The organism is Gelidibacter salicanalis (genome assembly GCF_016469035.1).
GTDB classification, from domain to species: domain Bacteria; phylum Bacteroidota; class Bacteroidia; order Flavobacteriales; family Flavobacteriaceae; genus Gelidibacter; species Gelidibacter salicanalis_A.
This window is the reverse complement of record NZ_JAEHJZ010000052.1, coordinates 38,511-60,016: the sequence shown is the minus strand read 5'-3', so window position 1 is coordinate 60,016 and position 21,506 is coordinate 38,511. Positions and strand designations below refer to the sequence as shown.

15 protein-coding genes are annotated in these 21,506 nt (G+C 35.6%); 14 read left to right on the top strand and 1 reads right to left on the bottom strand.

What is annotated here, in order from left to right:
- Positions 1–198: 198 nt before the first annotated feature.
- The 7 genes from tsaE to JEM65_RS18950 all read left to right on the top strand — a co-directional run bounded on the left by tsaE (position 199) and on the right by JEM65_RS18950 (position 5,609).
- Positions 199–603 carry a tRNA (adenosine(37)-N6)-threonylcarbamoyltransferase complex ATPase subunit type 1 TsaE gene (tsaE, locus tag JEM65_RS18980; RefSeq protein ID WP_199603001.1) on the top strand — a complete coding sequence of 135 codons (405 nt, stop codon included), beginning with the start codon at positions 199–201 and terminating at the stop codon, positions 601–603.
- A 208-nt stretch (positions 604–811) separates the two neighbouring features.
- Positions 812–952, top strand: coding sequence for a hypothetical protein (locus tag JEM65_RS18975; RefSeq protein ID WP_199602994.1), 141 nt, complete (start codon positions 812–814; stop codon positions 950–952).
- Positions 918–1,439, top strand: a complete 522-nt coding sequence (locus JEM65_RS18970) for a hypothetical protein (protein ID WP_233530740.1) — start codon at positions 918–920, stop codon at positions 1,437–1,439. Before JEM65_RS18975 ends, JEM65_RS18970 begins: the two co-directional genes overlap by 35 nt.
- A 58-nt stretch (positions 1,440–1,497) precedes the next feature.
- Positions 1,498–2,697, top strand: coding sequence for an alanine dehydrogenase (locus JEM65_RS18965; protein WP_199602993.1), 1,200 nt, complete (start codon positions 1,498–1,500; stop codon positions 2,695–2,697).
- Between the two features lies 1 nt (position 2,698).
- Positions 2,699–3,082, top strand: coding sequence for a DUF4258 domain-containing protein (locus JEM65_RS18960; RefSeq protein ID WP_199602992.1), 384 nt, complete (start codon positions 2,699–2,701; stop codon positions 3,080–3,082).
- A 300-nt stretch (positions 3,083–3,382) separates the two neighbouring features.
- Complete coding sequence (locus JEM65_RS18955; RefSeq protein WP_233530743.1) at positions 3,383–4,483, top strand: glycosyltransferase family 4 protein; 1,101 nt, start codon at positions 3,383–3,385, stop codon at positions 4,481–4,483.
- A gap of 22 nt (positions 4,484–4,505) precedes the next feature.
- Positions 4,506–5,609, top strand: a complete 1,104-nt coding sequence (locus JEM65_RS18950) for an O-antigen ligase family protein (protein ID WP_199602987.1) — start codon at positions 4,506–4,508, stop codon at positions 5,607–5,609.
- Positions 5,610–6,247: 638 nt separating this feature from the next.
- Here the strand turns inward: JEM65_RS18950 and JEM65_RS18945 are convergent.
- A complete protein-coding gene (locus JEM65_RS18945) occupies positions 6,248–11,980 on the bottom strand; it encodes an Ig-like domain-containing protein (RefSeq protein WP_199602985.1) in 5,733 nt (1,910 codons plus the stop codon).
- An 843-nt stretch (positions 11,981–12,823) separates the two neighbouring features.
- Here JEM65_RS18945 and JEM65_RS18940 point away from each other — a divergent pair.
- From JEM65_RS18940 to asnB, 7 genes are all read left to right on the top strand, one after another.
- Entirely contained in the window at positions 12,824–14,242 is a 1,419-nt protein-coding gene (locus JEM65_RS18940; protein ID WP_199602983.1) for a hypothetical protein, read from the top strand.
- A 96-nt stretch (positions 14,243–14,338) separates the two neighbouring features.
- A complete protein-coding gene (locus JEM65_RS18935) occupies positions 14,339–14,920 on the top strand; it encodes a serine O-acetyltransferase (protein ID WP_199602981.1) in 582 nt (193 codons plus the stop codon).
- Between the two features lie 26 nt (positions 14,921–14,946).
- Complete coding sequence (locus tag JEM65_RS18930) at positions 14,947–15,915, top strand: ATP-grasp fold amidoligase family protein (RefSeq protein WP_199602979.1); 969 nt, start codon at positions 14,947–14,949, stop codon at positions 15,913–15,915.
- 219 nt (positions 15,916–16,134) lie between these two features.
- Complete coding sequence (locus JEM65_RS18925) at positions 16,135–17,190, top strand: sugar-transfer associated ATP-grasp domain-containing protein (RefSeq protein ID WP_199602977.1); 1,056 nt, start codon at positions 16,135–16,137, stop codon at positions 17,188–17,190.
- Positions 17,191–17,339: 149 nt separating this feature from the next.
- Positions 17,340–18,434: a glycosyltransferase gene (locus JEM65_RS18920; protein ID WP_199602975.1), complete on the top strand. Its 1,095-nt coding sequence runs from the start codon at positions 17,340–17,342 to the stop codon at positions 18,432–18,434.
- Positions 18,435–18,440: 6 nt separating this feature from the next.
- Positions 18,441–19,592, top strand: a complete 1,152-nt coding sequence (locus JEM65_RS18915; RefSeq protein ID WP_199602973.1) for a glycosyltransferase — start codon at positions 18,441–18,443, stop codon at positions 19,590–19,592.
- Between the two features lie 12 nt (positions 19,593–19,604).
- The gene (asnB, locus tag JEM65_RS18910; RefSeq protein ID WP_199602972.1) at positions 19,605–21,503 is read left to right on the top strand and encodes an asparagine synthase (glutamine-hydrolyzing); all 1,899 of its coding nucleotides are present in this window, start codon (positions 19,605–19,607) and stop codon (positions 21,501–21,503) included.
- The last annotated feature ends 3 nt before the right edge of the window (positions 21,504–21,506 follow it).

Genomic DNA, 21,506 nt, shown 5'->3' with positions numbered 1-21,506 from the left:
TCTGTCGAAATGACAACATACCCTTAAAAATTTATAGAAGCCAAATTAACTGCAATAAAATTGCAAGGTTTTAACCTTTAACTCGAAAATAAATCCATGTAACGCGCAAAAAACCCGACGAAATACGTTTTTTATTAGTTTTTTTCAGTAATAATGTCTATTATTGCCTGGTCAAACCAATCATCAATAAAGGGATCAATGCAATTCACATATCAAATTGAAGATATTCAATCTGTTGCTGACGCTATTTTAAAACAGCTCACTTCTAAGACTTTGTTATTTTACGGCGATATGGGCTCGGGAAAGACCACCTTAATCAAAGCATTATCAAAACAACTGGGGACTTTAGAAATTGTGAATAGTCCAACATTTTCTATAGTCAACGAATATGAAATCCAGAACGATCTCATTTACCATTTTGATTTATATAGAATAGAGAACGAAGAAGAAGCGCTGAATTTCGGAATAGAAGATTATCTGTTTTCTGACCACTATGTTTTTATAGAATGGCCAGAACGAATTGCGCATTTACTTCCTGAAGATTACACTAAAATTACCATAAAATTGAATTTAGACGGCTCAAGAACGCTGTATATTGATTAAAAAAGCTAACAGAAACCAACATCACGCCAAAATGCAGAAAAAAATTTGAAAAAATTTAGCAATCGCACCCCACGTCATTTTTGAAAAGTACGGGAAAACCGTAACGTTTACAAGGGTTTAGAAATTTATTTTAACGTTTGTTTAACGCCTTTTGAAAGGTGTTAAACCTAATTTTGAATCAAATTAATTAATTAAATCCCTTAGAATTATGAAAACAAAAAAGTACGTTATTGCATTAGCAATATTTGGAGGTGCATTGTTCACTGCACAAGCAACAAATCTTATTGATTTAAATGGACAAACAACCACACAAATTGAGAAATCAAGAATTAAAGTCCCAGGACAATGATCATAGAAGAATTTTAATAGGACTATTAACAGGAGTCGCAGTCGCGTTATCTCCTTTTTACTTTACCATTTATGAGAGTGTTCCAGATATAAAAATTTGGAGCACTTCTTTTTTCACATATGAAAGCCATTATTATGAGAGTGTATATGTTCTAGCCTGGACTTTAACTAACAAATTAGTACCATTATTATTACTCTTTATATGGTTTTTCACTTGTCGTCATTGGTGGTATCACGCTATTTTAGTGCCAATTTCCATGTATTTTTATCAAATACTTATTATTTTTAATGATGATTTAAAATTTGCCGATTATAATCAAGTCCTTTACTTATTGCCTGTTATGGCATTAGTCATCCCATCTATCTATTTAATTAGAGCCAAGATTTTCAATAAAATTAATGACGTAGATAAAACGATGCAAGACTTAGAAGATGAGTTTAAAATTAGACCTAAGAATTTTTTCGAAAAAGTAAAAGATTACTTCTAATTTATAATTCCAGTATTACAATAAATATTTGTAATTTGAGTGCCTATTTTAAATTCAAATGAGCAAATCTATTTCCCCCTTTACCCGAGAACAGTTGCTTCCTCAAGAAGAGACGCTCGAAATCTTTAAAAAAAAAGGAAACCTTTTTATAGGTATCCCCAAAGAGACCTATTTTCAGGAAAAACGCGTCTGTTTAACTCCAGATGCGGTATCTGCTTTAGTATCTAATGGTCATCGGGTAATGATTGAAGCGGGCGCGGGTGACGGTGCTAATTTTAAAGACAGAACCTATAGTGAAGCGGGCGCGGAAATTACGCGAGACACTGCAAAAGTGTTCTCTTGCCCCATCATTTTGAAAGTTGAACCACCTTCTTTGGATGAGATTAAGATGATTAATCCGCAGACCTTGTTAATTTCAGCCCTTCAATTAAAGACCCAAAACAAAAAATACTTTGAAACTTTAGCTACCAAGCGCATTACCGCTTTGGCTTTCGAATTTATAAAAGATGATGATGGCTCCTACCCTGCCGTCACATCATTGAGCGAAATTGCGGGAACTGCCTCTATACTTATTGCTGCGGAATTATTATCGAACATTAACGGCGGCAACGGGTTAATGTTAGGGAATATTAGCGGCGTACCACCAACTGAGGTAGTTATTATTGGAGCAGGAACCGTGGGCGAATTTGCAGCCCGGTCCGCCATTGGTTTGGGTGCCAATGTTAAAATCTTTGATAATTCTATTACCAAATTGAGATCACTTCAATCCAATCTCGGCAGAACGCTGTACACCTCAACCTTGCAACCAAAAAATTTAATGAAAGCCTTAAAACGCTGTGATGTTGCCATTGGCGCCGTAAGAGGTACAAATAGAGCACCAATTGTAGTGACTGAAGCTATGGTGGACTGCATGAAATCTGGTGCAGTTATTATTGATGTCAGTATTGATATGGGCGGCTGTTTTGAAACCAGTGAAGTAACCACGCACGACAAACCTACGTTTGAACACAATGGGGTTGTTCATTATTGTGTTCCCAATATTCCCGCGCGCTACTCCCGATCAGCCTCTGTAACAATAAGTAACATGTTTACCCCTTACCTTTTAAAGATTGGTGAGGATGGCGGAATTGAAAATGCACTGCGTTTTGATAGAGGTTTAAAAAATGGATTGTACTTTTACCACGGTATTTTAACTAACAAATCGGTTGCCAATTGGTTCGATTTAAAATACAGTGACGTCAATCTCTTAATTTTTTAAAATGAAATTCATTCATCGATTGGGCTACTATTTGGGTGGCTTCTCTATAGGTTTAATTATTCTTGCGTTTTTTTTAAGCGGCAAAAAAACCTCTTGTGCCTATGGCCCTAATGCCAGAACCACAAAAACGATCTCTCAAAAAAAGAAATCATATTCAGAAGAGGCTTTACAGACCATGCGCACTTTTCAAATGGATTCTGCCACCGTTTCAGACATGATAAAATATGGCTCTGTCAATTTTTCTGAAAGCGATACTAAAACTGAAACCTGTAAAACGTACATCATAGAAAATAGCTTTAAAAATCAAGATTTTAAATTACAGATTAAAAACTGCGATTCTTTAGCAACTATTGAAACTATTGTTTTGGATAAAAAAGACGGATAGGTTTCGATTTTACCTTCTCAAGAACTTTAAATAGCTAATAAAAAACCCTTCTGTCATGTTAAGGAAGATTCCAAATATATTTAAGGACTATCCAAACGGAATTATTATTTGAGTATATTGTGGCCGATTTCAACAATCAATACTTAAATCTTGAAATACATAAAATAATTCAAATGTTTAACAGAAGTTTATAGAGGTACTCATATGTTCCTTAACTCTTTTAAAACATAAGATCGTTTTTTTTAGAGACCATCTGTTTAAGTTAAATTTAATAGTTTAAATACTAATTTAGTTACTGTTCTGAAAACAAATAAAAAAAAAATAGCCTTTGTCATTGGGGCTTTAAGGCCGGGTGGTGCAGAACGCGTCATATCTACTCTAAGCAATGAACTTGTTGAAAAATATCAGGTCACGATTATTACATTTACAAAATCTGACCCTTTCTATCCTCTAGACAGTAGAATTAAAGTTGTATCATGCTTTGACGACATTGATAAACCAACATCAGCAATTGGATCTATAAGATTGAATTTTGAATTGACTAGGAGAGTATCCAAAATCACCAGAAATGAACAGATTGATTTGCTTATAGGATTTATAACTTCAGCAAATATAATTGCTACAATTGCTGCAAAATTAAATAACATCCCTTGTTTAATAAGTGAGCGCAATAATCCATTAAGCAATTCCATACCAAAATTCTGGTTGATTTTGAGAAAACATGTCTATCCAATGGCCAATCATTTAATTGTGCAGACAAAAAATGTGAAACAGATTTATGTACCCTTAGTTAAATCGCGAGACATTTCTATTCTTCCCAATCCACTATCTTCAGAACTATCTCTATTAAGAAATGAAACTCATCCACGAGAAAACATCATTCTTTCAGTAGGGAGACTAACTAACGATAAGCAACATCATAAATTAATCAATGCATTTCATACCTTAGAGCCAGAGGGTTGGAAAGTTATGATTATTGGAGCGGGTCCTAAAAAGGAAAGTTTAATAGAACTTATAAAGTCTCATGACCTAGGAGATAAAATTGAAATTTTGTCACATATAAAGGACATTCATAATTATTACAACAAAGCATCACTTTTTGTATTTACTTCTAAATCAGAAGGTTTTCCCAACGCGTTATTAGAGGCAATGCATTTTAGTTTACCATGCATATCAACGGATTGCGATTTCGGACCTTCAGATTTAATAAATGATGGCGTTAATGGGTTTTTAGTGCCTGTTGATGACCAAAATTTACTGACCTCAAAAATGTCTGAATTAATTTATGAAGAAAAATTAAGGACACAATTTTCAGAAAAAGCTAGAGAAACTTCAGAACAATATACCAGTAAGAAAGTTACGGCCCAATGGGATGCTATTATAAAAACACACATTAAATAAGCGTTTTAATGACACTAAACCAATGAAAATTTTAAAATATATAATTTTTGCCTTAGTGATATTGAACTTGCCCTCAATAGCTTTGTCTATCTACGGTGGTGCACTTGGAAGTGTGTTAAGTTATGCAACCATAGTTTTATTAGCCATATACTATTTTTTAGAAAAAAAGTCTGCACCCAACTGGTGGCTACTGATTATTGCATTACTATTTTATTCAATTTCTGGCTTGCAGTACTCAGGCGATACGGCCACTTTTTTAATGGAATTCATAAAATACATTGTCTTTATAATATGTGGTTATGAACTCTCAAAACATATTACCATTACAGAACTCTATGTATTTTTGTTAATTGGAGCTTTGAGTATTGGGGTCGAATCTATATTTTTTCCAACGCGTTTTGGGCGTTATTCTGGATTTTATATAAACCCAAATGTAGCAGGGTTTATCTGCATTACTGGGTTTGCCTTAACCTATGGCCTGAAAAGATCGAGTTTAAAATATATTGGGCAATTTGTATTTACACTTACAGGTCTTCTTACATTCTCCAGAACATTTATCGTTATCTGGCTTTTTATTAATCTAATTTCTTTAAAAATAAGTATCAAAAACCTCCGTATTTTAGGTAGTGGTGTTTTGATCTTGGGAACATTATTTTTTATAGATGAACTGATAGGTCTAAATAACCCGCGTTTTAACCAATTAAAAAGTATTGTAAACAATGAAGACGTATCAAACCAAGAAATAACTTCTGATTCTAGAGCTGATACATGGGCATTATTTTATGATCAAATTTATGATTCTCCGTTAATAGGTAACGGATACGGAACATTTTCAGGAAAGGGCAATATGAACTTGGGTGTTCATAATACGTATTTAAGAATAATTGGTGAGGCAGGAATTATACCCTTTATTGTTTTTGTAATATATATCATGTACTTACTTTATATGAGCTTCATTTACTTCCATAGGGCGCCAAATTTAATTATGCAAATAATTGCATTATCACTATTTTTAATGGCAAACCATAACTTTTTTGGATTTTACTATGTCACATTTGCAGCTATGTGGGTTCAATATCAAATCTATAAGTTAAAGACTGAAGATAAGTTAAAAGAAATTGTTTGAGTCTTACATATCCACATTTTTAAATCACCATTTGTAACGTCTAAAAATTGGATCATCAATTGCTGCGTTCCTTAATCTGATAGAAATCACATCACAACGGGCCTCTACGAAAACTAAATAACCCATACTGAATTAATTTTTAACAAACCCATACCTTATAAAATGAAGGAGCCGTCTCAATAACTAAATTGGGATGGTTTTTTTATTCCCTTTTCCACTAATTTTATTAGGATTTATAGTTTAATGTAAACGTTAACCTTCTTAGACAATTTTCTTTCTTAGATCTTGCGCAACTGCATGCAATCCGAACTCTAGTGCCGCTTTTTCTATTCGTTTTATGAATAAACCTCTTGAAATCTCTATTGGATTTTAAGTGTGCTAATACTGATTCTATGCCAGCGCTGCGCTGTTAGAGTTTTATTTGATCTATTTCGTTCAGCAGGTTTTTCCTTACTTTTTCACTATATCTTTCCATAGCATGGTTTCTTTCTACAATTCTATTGCCCCTCGATTTGAAACAGGCATCATACAGTGGACAGCTCTGGCCGTTGTGCGCGCTATGCACTATTTGTCTAATAGAAAAAGCCGTCTCAGGTTTTGAGACGGCTTTTTACATCATGTAAATTCTATTGAAGACTTTACCTCACCACTATTTTTTTAGTGATGACGCGTTGGTTATCTACCAATTGCAATAGGTAAATACCCGCTGCGTAATCTGACAGGTTGAGTTTTTTTACGTAACTCTTTGTTTTACCGTTATTAATCGTTTCATTATACAACGACTTACCTGAAAGATCATACAAATGAATACTTGATGATTGATTGGTGAGACCTGAAATGTTGATGTTTACTAGTCCATGCGTAGGATTAGGGTGAATTAACAACTTTAGTTCTGTTGATCCCTCTAGAACAGCAATAGATTGATTAGTGATTTGTTGGGAAGTTTTACAGTCTTCAACTTTGACCACAACACTGTCCGTGTCAGAATCTAAATCATGGTAAACCATTACAGAGTATTCGGTATCCTCTTTTGGGTCTACGGTAATACTTTTAGTTGTCTCACCAGTGCTCCATAAATAGTCACTGTTTTCAGGACCTTCAGCGGTTAGAATTGTGGTTTCATTTTTACATATAGTAACATCATTACCTGCATTAGCCACCACTTTATCATAAACATTAACTGTAATTGATTTTTTCGCAAAACATTGATCAACGCTACCAACAACATTATAAGATTTAGTGGCCTCCGGACTAACTGCTATATTAGGGTCAGTGACACCATTACTCCATTTATATCTTTTTGCTCCAGTAGCCGAGAGAGTTATAAACTCACCTTCAAGGATTGAAGTCTCTGTACCATTTGTAATATTCACATTAGGTTTTGAGTCTACATAAACCATGACCTCATCTGTATCTGCAGTTTTACCAACATAGGCTGTAACTGAATACTTTGATGTAGTTGTAGGACTTACCACAATGGTAGGTGTCGTTTCTCCTGTACTCCATAAGTAGGCATCTCCCCCTGTTGCAGTAAGTGCTACGGTCGATCCTCCACAAATAGTATGATCTGAACCTGCATCAGCCACCGCCCTTTCATTACTTATCACAGTAACAGTCACCTTATCCTTACCTTCGCACTCATCGTCATTCTTGCCGCGCACACTGTAAGTCGTAGTGACCGTTGGCTGAACCCTGATACTGGACTTCTTGTCGCCAGTGCTCCAAATAAAGTATTTGGCCCCCGTAGCTGATAAGGTAACCTCCTCTCCCGCATTGATGGTGACATCCTTTCCTGCATTTACCTTGGCAATGGGGTTTACCGTTACCGTAACGTCATCGCGGTCAGATATTTTGCCCTTACCGTCATAGGCCGTAACTGTATATGTTGCGGTCTGTCCTGGGTCGAAAGTAATACTTTGGGTTTTAGCCCCCGTGCTCCATAGGTAGGTAGAACCGCCTGTGGCCGTAAGGGTGACGCTGGACCCCTCGCAGACGCTCTGGTCCTCACCCGCATCGGCCGTAACGCCAGCAGACTCTTCCTTTTTTACGATGACCCTCACCGTATCCGTGCCCTCGCACTCATCATCATTCTTGCCCCGTACACTGTAAATCGTAGTGACCGTTGGCCGAACCGTGGTACTGGACTTCTTGTCTCCAGTGCTCCACATAAAATATTTCGCCCCTGTAGCAGATAAGGTAACCTTGTCTCCCGCATTGATGGTGACATCGTTGCCTGCATTTACCTTGGCAGAGGGGTTAACCGTTACCGTAACATCATCGCGGTCAGATTTTTTGCCCGTGCCGTTATAGGCCGTAACTGTATATGTTGTGTTCTTTTCTGGACCTACAGTAATACTTTGGGTTTTAGCGCCAGTGCTCCATAGGTAGGTAGAACCGCCAGTGGCCGTAAGGGTGACACTGGACCCTTCGCACATGCTCTGGTCCTCTCCCGCATCGGCCGTAACGCCAGCAGACTCTTCCTTTTTTACGATGACCCTCACCGTATCCGTGCCCTCGCACTCATCATCATTCTTGCCCCGTACACTGTAAATCGTAGTGACCGTTGGCCGAACCGTGGTACTGGACTTCTTGTCTCCAGTGCTCCACATAAAATATTTCGCCCCTGTAGCAGATAAGGTAACCTTGTCTCCCGCATTGATGGTGACATCCTTGCCTGCATTTACCTTGGCAATCGGGTTTACCGTTACCGTAACATCATCGCGGTCAGATTTTTTGCCCGTGCCGTTATAGGCCGTAACTGTATATGTTGTGTTCTTTTCCGGACCTACAGTAATACTTTGGGTTTTATCTCCCGTGCTCCATAGGTAGGTAGAACCGCCTGTGGCAGTAAGGGTGACGCTGGACCCTTCGCACATGCTCTGGTCTTCTCCCGCATCCGCTGTAATGCCCGCAGACTCTTCCTTTTTTACGATGACCTTCACCGTATCCGTGCCCTCGCAACCGCCATCATTCTTGCCCCGCACACTGTAAGTGGTGGTGACCGTTGGCCGAACCGTGGTACTGGACTTCTTGTCTCCGGTGCTCCACATAAAGTATTTGGCACCTGTAGCAGTTAAGGTAACTTTATCTCCCGCATTGATGGTGACGTCGTTGCCTGCATTTACCTTGGCAGAGGGGTTTACCGTTACGATAACATCATCACGGTCAGATTTTTTGCCCGTACCGTCATAGGCCGTAACTGTATATGTTGCGGTCTGTCCTGGGTCGAAAGTAATACTTTGGGTTTTATCCCCAGTGCTCCATAGGTAGGTTGAACCGCCTGTGGCCGTAAGGGTGACGCTGGACCCTTCACAGATGCTCTGGTCCTCTCCCGCATCGGCAACAACTGCAGTAGTATTTAAAACTTTAACCTTTACAGTGTCTGTCACTTCACAACCATTCAAGCTCCCTGTTACAGTGTAAGTTGTTGTTGCAGTAGGACTCACGGTAATGCTCGCGCTTGTCCCTCCTGTGCTCCATTTATAAATTTTTGCGCCTGTAGCAGTTAATAAAATGCTTTCTCCTGCAGTAATTGTTTTATCGCTTCCTGCATCTATTGATGGCAATGGATTGACTGTTATGGTCACTTCATCCGTATCTGAATTATTTCCTGCGCTGTCATAAACTGTAACTTCATATACCGTAGTTTCATTTGGAGCTACTTTTATACTGGAAGTTGTTTCTCCAGTACTCCATAAATATGTAGAACCTCCTGTTGCGGTTAAAGTTGTGCTGGCGCCTTCACATAGACTCTGATCGGCACCTGCATTGGCAACAACCTCAACAGTATTTAGAACGGTAACCTTTACAGTGTCCGTCGCTTTACAACTATTTGAGGTTCCTGTTACAGTGTAAGTTTTTGTTACGGTAGGACTCACGGTAATACTTGCGTTTTTGTCTCCTGTGCTCCATTTATAAGTTTCGGCACCTTCTGCCGTTAATTTAACGCTCTCACCTGCAGTGATGGTTATATCGTTCCCGGCATCTACAGTCAAACTATTGACAGTTATTGTCACTTTATCAGTATCTGAATTATCTCCGGTGCTATCAAACGCCGTAACGGTATAAGTAGTGGTATCTTCTGGCGCCACATCAATACTTGCTGCAGTGGCCCCTGTATTCCAGAGGTAGGTGGAACCACCTGTAGCCGTTAAAGTGGTGGTTGTTCCTTTACAGATGTTTTGATCTTTACCTACATCAGCTACAACTTTAGTAGATTTCACAACAATTACCTTAACGGTGTCTGTCGCCTCACAACCATCAATCATTCCCGTTACAGTGTAAGTTTGGGATGATTTAGGACTCACGGTAATGGTCGCACCATTATCTCCTGTACTCCATTGATAAGTTTTGGCTCCGGTAGCAGATAACGAAATGACCTCTCCTGAATTGATTGTCATATCATTACCGGCATCAACTACAGGAATCGGATTGACTGTAACAGTAACCTTGGCGTCTTCTGACTGACCATTTTTATCTGAAACCTTAACCGTATAAGTTGTTGTCTTTTTAGGGGTTACTTCGATACTCGTTGTAGTTTCACCTGTACTCCATACATAATTTGTGCCTCCACTTGCTGTAAGTGTGGTGCTTTCGCCTTTACAAATCTGTTGGTCAATACCTGCGCTCGCTTGGAGCGCTTTCGGAAAAACTGTTATGTTCGTGGCATCTTCATGACCACCATCAGCTGCGGTAAAGGTTATGCTCACTTTCCCTGGTGCCACTCCCGTCACAAGGCCGTTACTATCTACCGTTGCAATGGTATCATCCTTACTGCTCCAAACTCCATTTTTATTTGTCGTATTGGCTGGTGTAAAAACGACATCTAATTTTACAGTTTCAGAAACATAAAGCCCTGAAAAATCTTTTGGCACAATAACCTCTATATCTTTTGCTGATACTTTTGTATCATCTACTGCCCCATCAACTTGGTTGAGATACATCTCCAACCAAGTGTATCCAGTTGGTGCAATATCATTATGGTCTTGGCCTTTTGGCACGTGAGCACTAAACCAAACCTCAGGAATATGTGGATTGTTTACATAGAAGTTTTTTGGTCTTTTGGTTGATTGAGAGATGACTGGTTTTTCAATGGTCTCGCCTCTGCTTGTAGAAACGTCTTTGATAGCTATCCCGTTTACAGAATGTAAATCATATTTATCACGATGAAACCCAACTGTACCATCATCCTTTATATATTGTGAACTACCAACCAGATTAAGAACATCATCTTTTACTGACTGAGAACTTAAAATTGGCATTTGTCTCCCCTGAATAGGAAGTTTTTTAGAGACAAACCATTTGTCAAAGTCTATTTTATCGGTATCATTTTTTGAATAAAAAACGGTCCAGTCTAAACTTTTGTTGTCTTTATAGCCAGGAGGCCTAACATCTTCACTATAATAATTATCCTCTTGATAGATTTTAGGAGACATGTTAAAATAACCTACCCACGTTTTTTGTAATTTATTAAATTTACTGGATATACTTGAATAACCACTTTGATAATAGTTACCGATGTGGTTTAATTTATAATTATAGGGGTCAAACCTCATCAATCTAGCACTCCAATTATGGGCTACATTATTAATCACATCAAAAGAACCTGAACCTCCAAATTTAGCCGGTATTCTCCATCCAACATTATAATACGCATTTCTATATATGGAAACGCTACCATAAGGGATCTCTGGAACGCCATTTACAAAATGACTGTCGCCAATAATAAGTCCATTTTTAGAATTGGACATTAAGCAATTCTGAATTGTATGATTGGTAGAATACGTACCACCATTAGAGGTAACTGAAAAAACAATGTCAGGCGTGTGAGAACCGGAAAGGTGGTCAAGTATTAAATTGTCTGCATAGCCTATACTCAAACACCCATCATAATTTCCGGTAGACCTAAACTTGACATATCTAATGACAAAATCATTGATTCCTTTAATTTTTATTTTTCCTCCAGTAATGGTTATGCCTCCTAAGGGAGCAGATTGACCTGCAATGGTTACGCCATCAGCATAACCGCCTTCATCTCCGGGAGCATTACTTATATACATATCACTATATAAGTCAATTATTCCACTGACATCAAATACTATTGTTCTACTAACGCTTTTATTCTCAGCGCCTTTCAGAGCCCATCTCAACGTACCTACATATCTAGAATCTGATTCTTTAACATCAAGTAAACTAGTGACATGAACAACTTTACCTCCTCGACCGCCTTTTGCATAGGCTCCGGCACCATACGCATTTGGGAATGCTAATTGTTGTGCAATTAAACTATAAGAAAAGAAGAATAGAAGAATAATTATTGGAAATGGATTTAATTTTTGTGGTGAATTGAATTGGGCAAGTAGGAACTTCATAAATGTAATTTTTTGCTATTAACTTTTTTTTTGGGGGGGGGTATGCGAAATTATATAATTTACAGTGCTTAACAGTCAAAACGTTTAATTATTAGACGAAAGGAGTTTTTTTGTAAGAAAAATCATTCGACAAATGATATTGATCGACTAAACATAAATAAATACGTCCAAATACATCTTTTGGATCATAATATTTTTTTTTTAACACAACTATCATCTTTTCTTACAAAAACCGAGACGTTTACTGTATATTGTGTAAGAAAATATCCAACAATTAGCTCAACACGAACAAATAACTTTGAACTGGAAATACATTCAGGTATATTAAAAAATCACTTAAAAAAAACCTAAATTAGATTTCCTAAATTTTGTAATAAAAACATTGCTTTGAAACCATTAACCCTGACAAACGAAAGAGTAATTGATGCTTTAATCAGAAGATTGGTGATTAACTTGGAAAGTGGTAAGAAGAAAAAATAGGGATCGAAAGAGGTAAGCTATATCCTACTGCATTTTATAGGGATTAAACTGCTTTTTATCACCAGAATGCATAATTATAATTTTCATTTTATAATATTTACACCTTTATAATTAAATGTGTGATTAATAACCTCAGACTGTCCACTCTAAAGTTCCCCTAGAATATACATTAGATTAACTGTGTAACCAGGAAAGAGGTTGTATTCCCATGTTATTAAAACAAATATTAAGCATAAAATGTCAAGAGTCTCCAAGTCTTTAAAAAATGCGAAAATTGGTGTGTTTTTCTTCATACTTTCAATTTTTGTGCAATTCTTCACGAGAAAGATTTTTTTAGATACTCTCGGCGATTCATTTATGGGCTTGGAAACAACTTTGAGGAGTGTTTTAAGCTTTCTGAATTTAGCTGAATTGGGAATAGGTACCGCTATTGGTTTTACACTCTATAAACCAATTTTTGATAAAGACTATAAAGAAATTAATAAAATCATTGCACTTCTTGGTGTACTTTATAAAAGAATAGGCTATTTCATATTTGGTATTGGCTTTATTGTTTCACTTTTTTTTCCTTTAATATTTGATGACGTTCCCTTTTCGTTACCGTTAATCTATTTTGTGTTTTATGCCTTGTTAACATCAACCTTGTTGAGCTACTTTGTTAACTATCACATCAGCTTGCTTGGGGCAGACCAAAAAGGGTATATTATTCAGCAATACTTTCAGACCTTTAATATCATTAGGATAGGGTTACAAGTTATTGTTGCTCTCTATCTCAAAAACTTTTATTTATACATAACGCTAGAACTGGTATTTAGCATTTTATATAGTTTGCTAGTAAGGCACAAAATAAAAAAAGAATATCCTTGGCTTATTATCAACTCAGCCGAGAAAGCCGAAATCATAAAAGAATATCCAGATATACTTAAGAAGATCAAACAGGTGTTTTTTCATAAGATGAGCTCTTTTGTAAAAAACGGAACAGACAATCTACTCATCTATGCTTTAATAAATCTTCAGAGTGTTACTTTCTTTGGGAATTATCAATTGATATTTGTAAAACTTGGCGGGTTAGTTAAAATGTCTTTTGCTGGTACAGGATCTGCAGTGGGCAACCTCATTGCAGAAAATGATGAAAAAAATATCAAAAAGGTCCTTTGGGAGCTCATTGCCGTACAGTTTTTTATAGCGGGGTTTTTTAGTATTACAATTTACCATCTCATGGACTCCTTTATTTTATTATGGTTAGGCGAAAAATATATTCTTTCTCAAAGCATTTTATTATTAATGATTGCCAATTTTTTCTTGAATGAGATCAACTCTCCTATTGAGCGTTTTAAAAATGCCTATGGATTATATGCAGATACATGGGCGGCAGCGGCTGAAGCAATAATTAATTTGGGTGTTTCATTGTTGTTTGGAAGTATTTATGGCATAGCGGGTATTATGTTAGGCACCTTAGTGAGTATGTTTTTTATGGTAATTCTTTGGAAACCTTATTTTTTATACAAACATGGATTTAATAAAAGTGTTTGGTTGTATTGGAAAGGGTTAACACCTATGATAGTGGTCTTTTGTGCATCAGCACTTTTAGTAACCTGGATTTCCAGTTTTTTTAATTACGATAAAGACAATTTAAATCTATGGAACTGGGCTGTTTATGCTTTTCAAATAACTGTTACAGCACTTGTGATCTATGGTGTTTTACTGTTTTTTTTAATTCCAGGATTTAGAGTTTTTTGTCTCAGAATAAAATCGTTAATTATTAAAAAACTGGTTAAATAGTATTAGCTTACATTCAATTGAGAATAGAAAGTAAAACTTTAGTATTCGCGATCATAACTAGGATCAGAGAATCACTTTAAATAAAAAACTTAAAACATGATAACATCTAAAGCTAATTATCACCACTACTTAGAAAGGGACAAGGTAGCGCTAAGGATTAAATCAAATTCCGCAATAACTAAACTAACCACGACGTTGTTTCCAAATTCTATTTGGAAATTTCAAAAAACAATGCGGAAACTAGAGTACTACAGTAATTGTAAAAACAGAGGACTAGGTAAACTCTATATATATTATTTAAAATATAAGTTTAGGAAAATCTCCATAAAACTCGGTTTTTCAATACCAATCAATGTCTTTGGTCCAGGCTTATGTATTGTCCATTATGGAACCATTGTCATCAACAGAAATGCAAAAGTAGGAAGTAACTGCAGAATTCACGCTTGCGTCAATATTGGTGCTTCAGGAGGAAACAGAGGTGCACCTCAAATTGGAGATAATGTATATATAGCTCCAGGAGCAAAAATATACGGTAATATCACCATAGCCAATAATATAGCAATTGGTGCCAATGCTGTTGTCAATAAATCTTTTGACCAAGAGAACATTGTTATTGGCGGAATTCCGGCGAAACAAATTGGCGAAGTTGATATTAAAAATATAATTAAACACATTTAATTTTTTTCACATTAATTAAAAATAAAATGGCTTCAGATTTAAGAAAAGAAAGTTTCAGAAAGAAAGCATCAAACTTATACAGACATTCAGAATTGGGGTATCACTTGGTGCGTCCCTTTTATAAAATTTATGAATCAATTTTAATGGTAATACCTGATGAGGTCATAGTAAAATCCAGCTTTAAAAAGCATATGGGCTATGATCTGGATTTAAACAACCCACAAACCTTAAACGAAAAGATAAATTGGTTAAAACTTTATAATAAAGAGGACATACACACACTCATAGCTGATAAATACAAGGTAAGATCTTATATAAAAGAAAAAATTGGCGAGCAGTACTTAATTCCTTTATTATATGATACTGATAACTCTGATGATATTACACCGGAAAACTTACCCAATACTGAATTTATAATTAAGACCAATCACGATAGTTCCGGTGGCGTAATAGTCAGAGATAAATTGGTAGTTGATTGGCCAAAAACTAGGAAAAGATTTAAAAAGCTATTAAAAGAAAACAATTTCTATAGCACCAGAGAATGGCAATACAAAAATATTGTGCCAAGAATTGTAGTCGAGAAATTATTGACCAATGAAGACGGCAGTATTCCTGATGATTATAAGCTTCATTGTTTTAATGGAAAAGTGCAATTTATTGGAGTCGATTTAGACAGACATAAAGACAATAGAGCAAGAAATTTGTATGATATCCATTGGAATTTAATGCCCTGCAATTGGGGTAGACCAAATGGCAAGGATCTGCCAAGACCATCAAATTTTGAAGAAATGATAATGCTTGCTGAAAAACTTGCAGAGGGTTTTATATATCTCAGAGTTGATTTTTATTCTGTTAAGGGCAAAACTTATTTTGGCGAATTGACATTACACCAATCGTCTGGATTCAGAAAATTTTGGCAGCATGAATGTGATGAAAAATTAGGAAAACTATTGGATATAACGGATATTAAAAACAAAAGTACGCCGTCTTTATAGTTTAGCTTTTTTATCTCGTACTATTATAGAACACGGTAAATTGATAGGTTTGCATATTTTACAAACTCATCTCATCGTGGCAAAGGCATCTAAAATTTCAATCAAGATCTTTTTTGATGTTAAGTTTATTTGAAAAATGAGAAGCAGTGTATTCCGAAATCAACTAGAACGGCACTGATTTTTATCGGAATTAACATATTCAAATTTTAAAATAAATATATGAAAGCAATTAAAAACAAAGTTAAGGATGTATTAGTAAAAGGTAAAAATTATGTCTATCATTTAGAACATAAAAACTCAGCAACCAAATTTCTAAAAAGAATTGAAGCCGAAAAAGGGAAATTAGATCCCAAAAACGAGCGATCATGTAGGGAATATGCAAAGGACATATTGGGCGATATCAAATATGCGCCTTGGTTATTAGTTTATTCTGCCTTTTCTAAAGACTTTAAAGAAGGGTGGATTCCTGACAATTATTATGGAGAGGTTGTTGTGCCGCAACTCAATGGAGAGTACGGTAGAATATGTAACAGAAATGCGGCAATAAACAAACTGTTAGGAGAATTTGATTCTTTGGATGTTGGTTATTATTTAAATAGACTATTTTTGAGCACAAGTTTTGAGGTGCTGAATGAAGAGAAATTAAGAAAACTACTTTTCACCGACAATAAAACGATCGTTTACAAAGTTGAAGATTCTCGACAAGGAAAAGGGATCTACTTTTTTGATGAAAAATCTTTTGATATAGAGATTATAAAAAAGTTGGGAACTGGTGTTTTTCAAAGATATATAGAGCAGCACCCGTTTTTTTCACAATTTAATGACTCATCAGTAGCAACAATCCGTATTACATCAGTTTGTGACGATAATGGACACATTGAAGCAAAAGCAGGTTATTTTAGAATTGGGAGGGATAATGACACCCATGTAATATCAGATCGTCAATTAAGAACACCAATAAATATTAAAACTGGACAATTATACGACATGGCCTATTATCCAGATTCAAAAACAACTAAATATCTGCCCAATTCTAATGTTACTTTTGCAGGCAAAACATTACCTTCGTTTGATTATTGCCTATCAGAAATTACAAAACTGCACAGTCGGATTCCATTTGTGAGATGTGTTGGTTGGGATCTTATATTAGATAAAAACAATCAAGTTAAAATCATTGAATTGAATGGAGGTCATAATGGTATTAAATTTAATGAGATGATACACGGTCCATGTTTTAAAGGTCTAAATTGGGAAAAATTACATTTACTTAAATAGCAGAAAAGGGAAATGAACTTAAACTCCTAATTTAAACAGTGTCATATACTGTTAAATATTAAAATTTATAACCCAACAAGTCGTTACTATTAGATCTCAGTATTGACTCCATAAACTATATAAAAAAGTATGGTTAAGATTAAAAAATCATGAAAAGTAAAATTAAAGTATTTTTTATAATACCCAATTTATGTGCTGGTGGGGCAGAAAGAGTAATGTCTTTCGTCTCTCAAAATTTAGATCCAGACAGATTTGACGTTACCCTAATAGTAATTGGTTTTAAGAAAGATAACAAGTATAATATTGCTAAAATTCCCGTCCTATATTTAAATAAAGAAAGGGTTTTACACTCCTTCATGGCACTAATTAAAATTCTTAGAGAACAAAAACCTAAGGTTGTTATTAGCGCAATTTCGCATTTAAATATTTTTATGGGGTATATCTCACTTCTATTTCCAAATATAAAGTTTGTGGGAAGGCATACCATTGTTAGTATTGTTGATAAGAAATTTAAAGCTGAAAATAAAAAACCCATTAAAAAAAGAATTAGTAAAAAACTAAGACGGCCATTAGGGTTTGGTTATAAGTTTCTTGATATTATTTTATGTCAATCTACGGATATGTACAACCAGATGAAATTTAAATCGAAGGTACCCGAGCACAAACTAAAAATAATTAACAATCCAATTACAGATAATTTCATCCTAAAAACAGACGCCACTAAACAGGATGAACTAGTAAAGTTTATAACAGTAGCACGAATTTCAAAAAACAAAGGTCATAAAAGAATACTAAATGTCCTTTCCAAATTGGACTATCCATTTCAATATACCATAATTGGTGATGGTATAGAGAAAGACAATGTTCTAAAGCTCATTCGTAAATTAGGTTTAGAAAATAGCGTAGTTTACATCCCCTTTACACACGAGGTTCCAAAACACCTCGCTGAAAGTGACATTTATCTTATGGGTTCCTATTCTGAAGGATTGCCCAACAGTTTAATAGAAAGCTGTTCTGTAGGAACACCTGCTTTGGCATTTAGAGCTCCTGGCGGTCTAAATGAAATAATTGAAGATGGTGTTAATGGATATCTGGTGGATAATGAATCTGAATATTTAGAAAAATTGCAACAATCACACCATTGGGATAAAGAGCAAATTAGAGAGTCTGTTTATCGTAAATTTAATAAAGAAAGAATCGTCGGTCAGTACGAAGAGTTAATTGTAGAGCTTTCAACAAAATAGATAAAAGTGAATATCCCCAAACAAAAGATTAGCATACTCTGCACCTCTCTGGCTAGTGGTGGTGCAGAAAAAGTGATAAGCTTGTTGCTAAAGAAATTGAAAGATGATTTTAATGTCTCCTTGGTATTATTTTCTAATGAAATCCATTTCCCTATTCCCGATGAAGTTAAAGTTGTGTTTTTAAGCGATGACAAAATTAACAGACCATCTTTTCTCAAAATATTTGATCCTTTAATCTATATTAAACGTTACAACCGTTTTATAAAGAAAGAAAACATTTCAATTTCAGTTTCTTTTTTAGCATATCCAAATCTTGTTAACGGTGTCACCGCCATGCTAAACAAAAATAAACTCAAAACTATTATCAGCGAACGTGGTTTTCCTTCTGACAATACGTCGAGTAGGATCTCATTTTATATTTCTAAACTCTTCTACCCAATTCTGTACAATAAATGTGATAAGTTGTTCTCTAATTCTGAGCACATAAATAAGGACTTGAAAGAAAATTTTGGGATTAAGATCCCTATGGAAGTGATATACAACCCTATTGAAGTACCTATAAACCAGATAGTGCCAAAAACATTGGATAGAATTTCAAAACCTCTCAAAATCATAACTGCAGGCACATTAAATAAGCGTAAGAATCAGATTATGGTCATCAGAGCTATTCATGAAGCCGATAATGATTATCTATTCACTATTTTAGGCGGTGGTAATTTGGAAGATTACCTGTCTCAAGAGATTGACAACTATAACCTCAAGGACAAAGTTATTTTAAAGGGACAGGTAAAGCATGTCAATGAACATTTAATTACCAGCGATTGTTTTGTGCTATCCTCATTTACTGAAGGTTTCCCCAATGCGCTGCTAGAAGCTATGGCTATAGGTCTGCCTTCCATTTCGACAAATTGTCTATCAGGCCCGTTGGAACTTTTGAATAATAACGACCCTGTGGAGATAAAGGATGGGGAATTCTTTAATGCTAAATACGGACTATTGGTAAATAACGATGATCATATAGGAATGAGCAAGGCACTTGAACATTTTAGACAAAATCCTCAAATACGCAAAAAATACAGTACCTTGAGTTTGGAACGCTCCAAAGAATATCATATCAGCAGTATTTATTCAAAATTCAAAAATTATATTACAAACTAAAGCTTAAACTGCATGTGCGGAATTAACGGGATTATTACAAAAACTCATTATAATAAAGAGAACATATCTTCTATCATTGATACAATGAACGATCTCATCATTCACAGAGGACCCGATGATGATGGTATATTTTCAGAAGAAAATAATGATTTTTCTATAGGGATGGGAATGCGACGGTTGTCCATTATTGATTTGACGTCAGGTGAACAACCTATCTTTTCAGAAGACAAGCAGATAGTTATCGTTTTTAATGGTGAAATCTATAATTACAAAACTATCAAATCCAGATTGGAAGCAGAAGGTGTTAAGTTCATTACTACTAGTGATACTGAAGTTATCTTGAAAGCTTATGAAAAATATGGCGTGGAATCGTTCCAATGGTTGGATGGTATGTTTGGGTTTAGTATTTATGATAAAAACATCAATAAACTTTTCGTTGCCCGAGATTTTTTTGGGGAAAAACCTCTGTACTACCTTCAAACGGAAAAGGAATTTTTATGGTCATCAGAATTAAAATCAATTGTAAACACCTTGGATTTTAAACCTGAAATTTCAAAGAAAGGATTAAATCTTTTTTTTAGGTTAACCTATATTCCTGCACCTCACACAATCTATGATGGGATCAAAAAATTGGAGGCCAATCATTATATGGTCTATGATTTAATTGACCATAATTTCAGTATTAAAAAAATCAACCAAGAAATTAAACCGGAAGTGGCTTCAATTTCATTCGTTGATGCTAAAAAACATGTGAAAGATCTGGTTTATGAAAGTGTTGAGAGCAGATCGATTGCCGATGTACCATTGGGAACATTTCTTTCCGGAGGAGTGGATTCTTCAATCGTGTCACTTTGTCTATCGCAACTGACCGGAAAGAAAATTGAAACGTTTTCCATTGGCTTTAAAGATTCTTCCGACGAATCGAGTAAGGCGAGGACAGTCGCAAAGCTCATTGACAGTAACCACCATGAATTTATCATTGGTGAAGATGATTTAAAAGACAATATCCACCAAATACTCATGAATTTTGATGAGCCCTTTTCAGATACCGCTGCCCTACCCACCTATTTTGTTTCCAATAAAACGAAAGATTACGTAAAGGTTGCGCTCACCGGTGATGGTGGAGATGAGGTATTTGGTGGCTACAATAAGTATTATGTTGGTAAAATGAACAGCCGATACACCAACTTCATACCAAAACCCTTACATAACGTCATACTAAAATCGTCCTCAGCATTATTGGCTGATAAAAGTGACAGGAGAGGCAAGCGCTTTAGGATAAAAAAAATGCTAAAGGCCATTGACTATGACGGCGAGTATTATTGGGATATCATATCCTTGGCAAATACTGAAACTGAACTTTCTGAAATTTTGTCTTCATCTTATTATGAAACTGATTTATTTGGCGAGTACAAAGATATTTTAGGAAACCAAAAAATAGAAACCTTGACCGATTTCAGGCACGTAGATAAAATCTTGAGTCTCGAAGGCGGTATGTTGGCCAAAGTGGACCGAACAAGTATGCAAAATTCCTTGGAGTGTCGTGCCCCATTTTTGAACAAGAAACTATGGGACTATACCAATACGTTGCCTGAAAATTTCTTAATGAACGGTTGGAACAAAAAATATATCTTGAAAGAATCGTTTAAAGACCAGTTCCCAGAGGCGTTCTTGGAAAAGAGCAAACAAGGTTTTGGCTCTCCGGTTGGTGATTGGCTTAAATCAAGCCTGAAGCCAGAGTTGGAAGGTTATATTGATGAAACATATCTTTCCGACCAAGGAATATTTCAATTGGATAAAATCATCCCTTTAGTAAAAAATCATTTAGAGAGTAAACGCGACAACACATTTAGGGTTTGGGCGTTCTATTGCTTTCAGAAATGGTACTCAAATATCTATCTCAAAAAATAAACC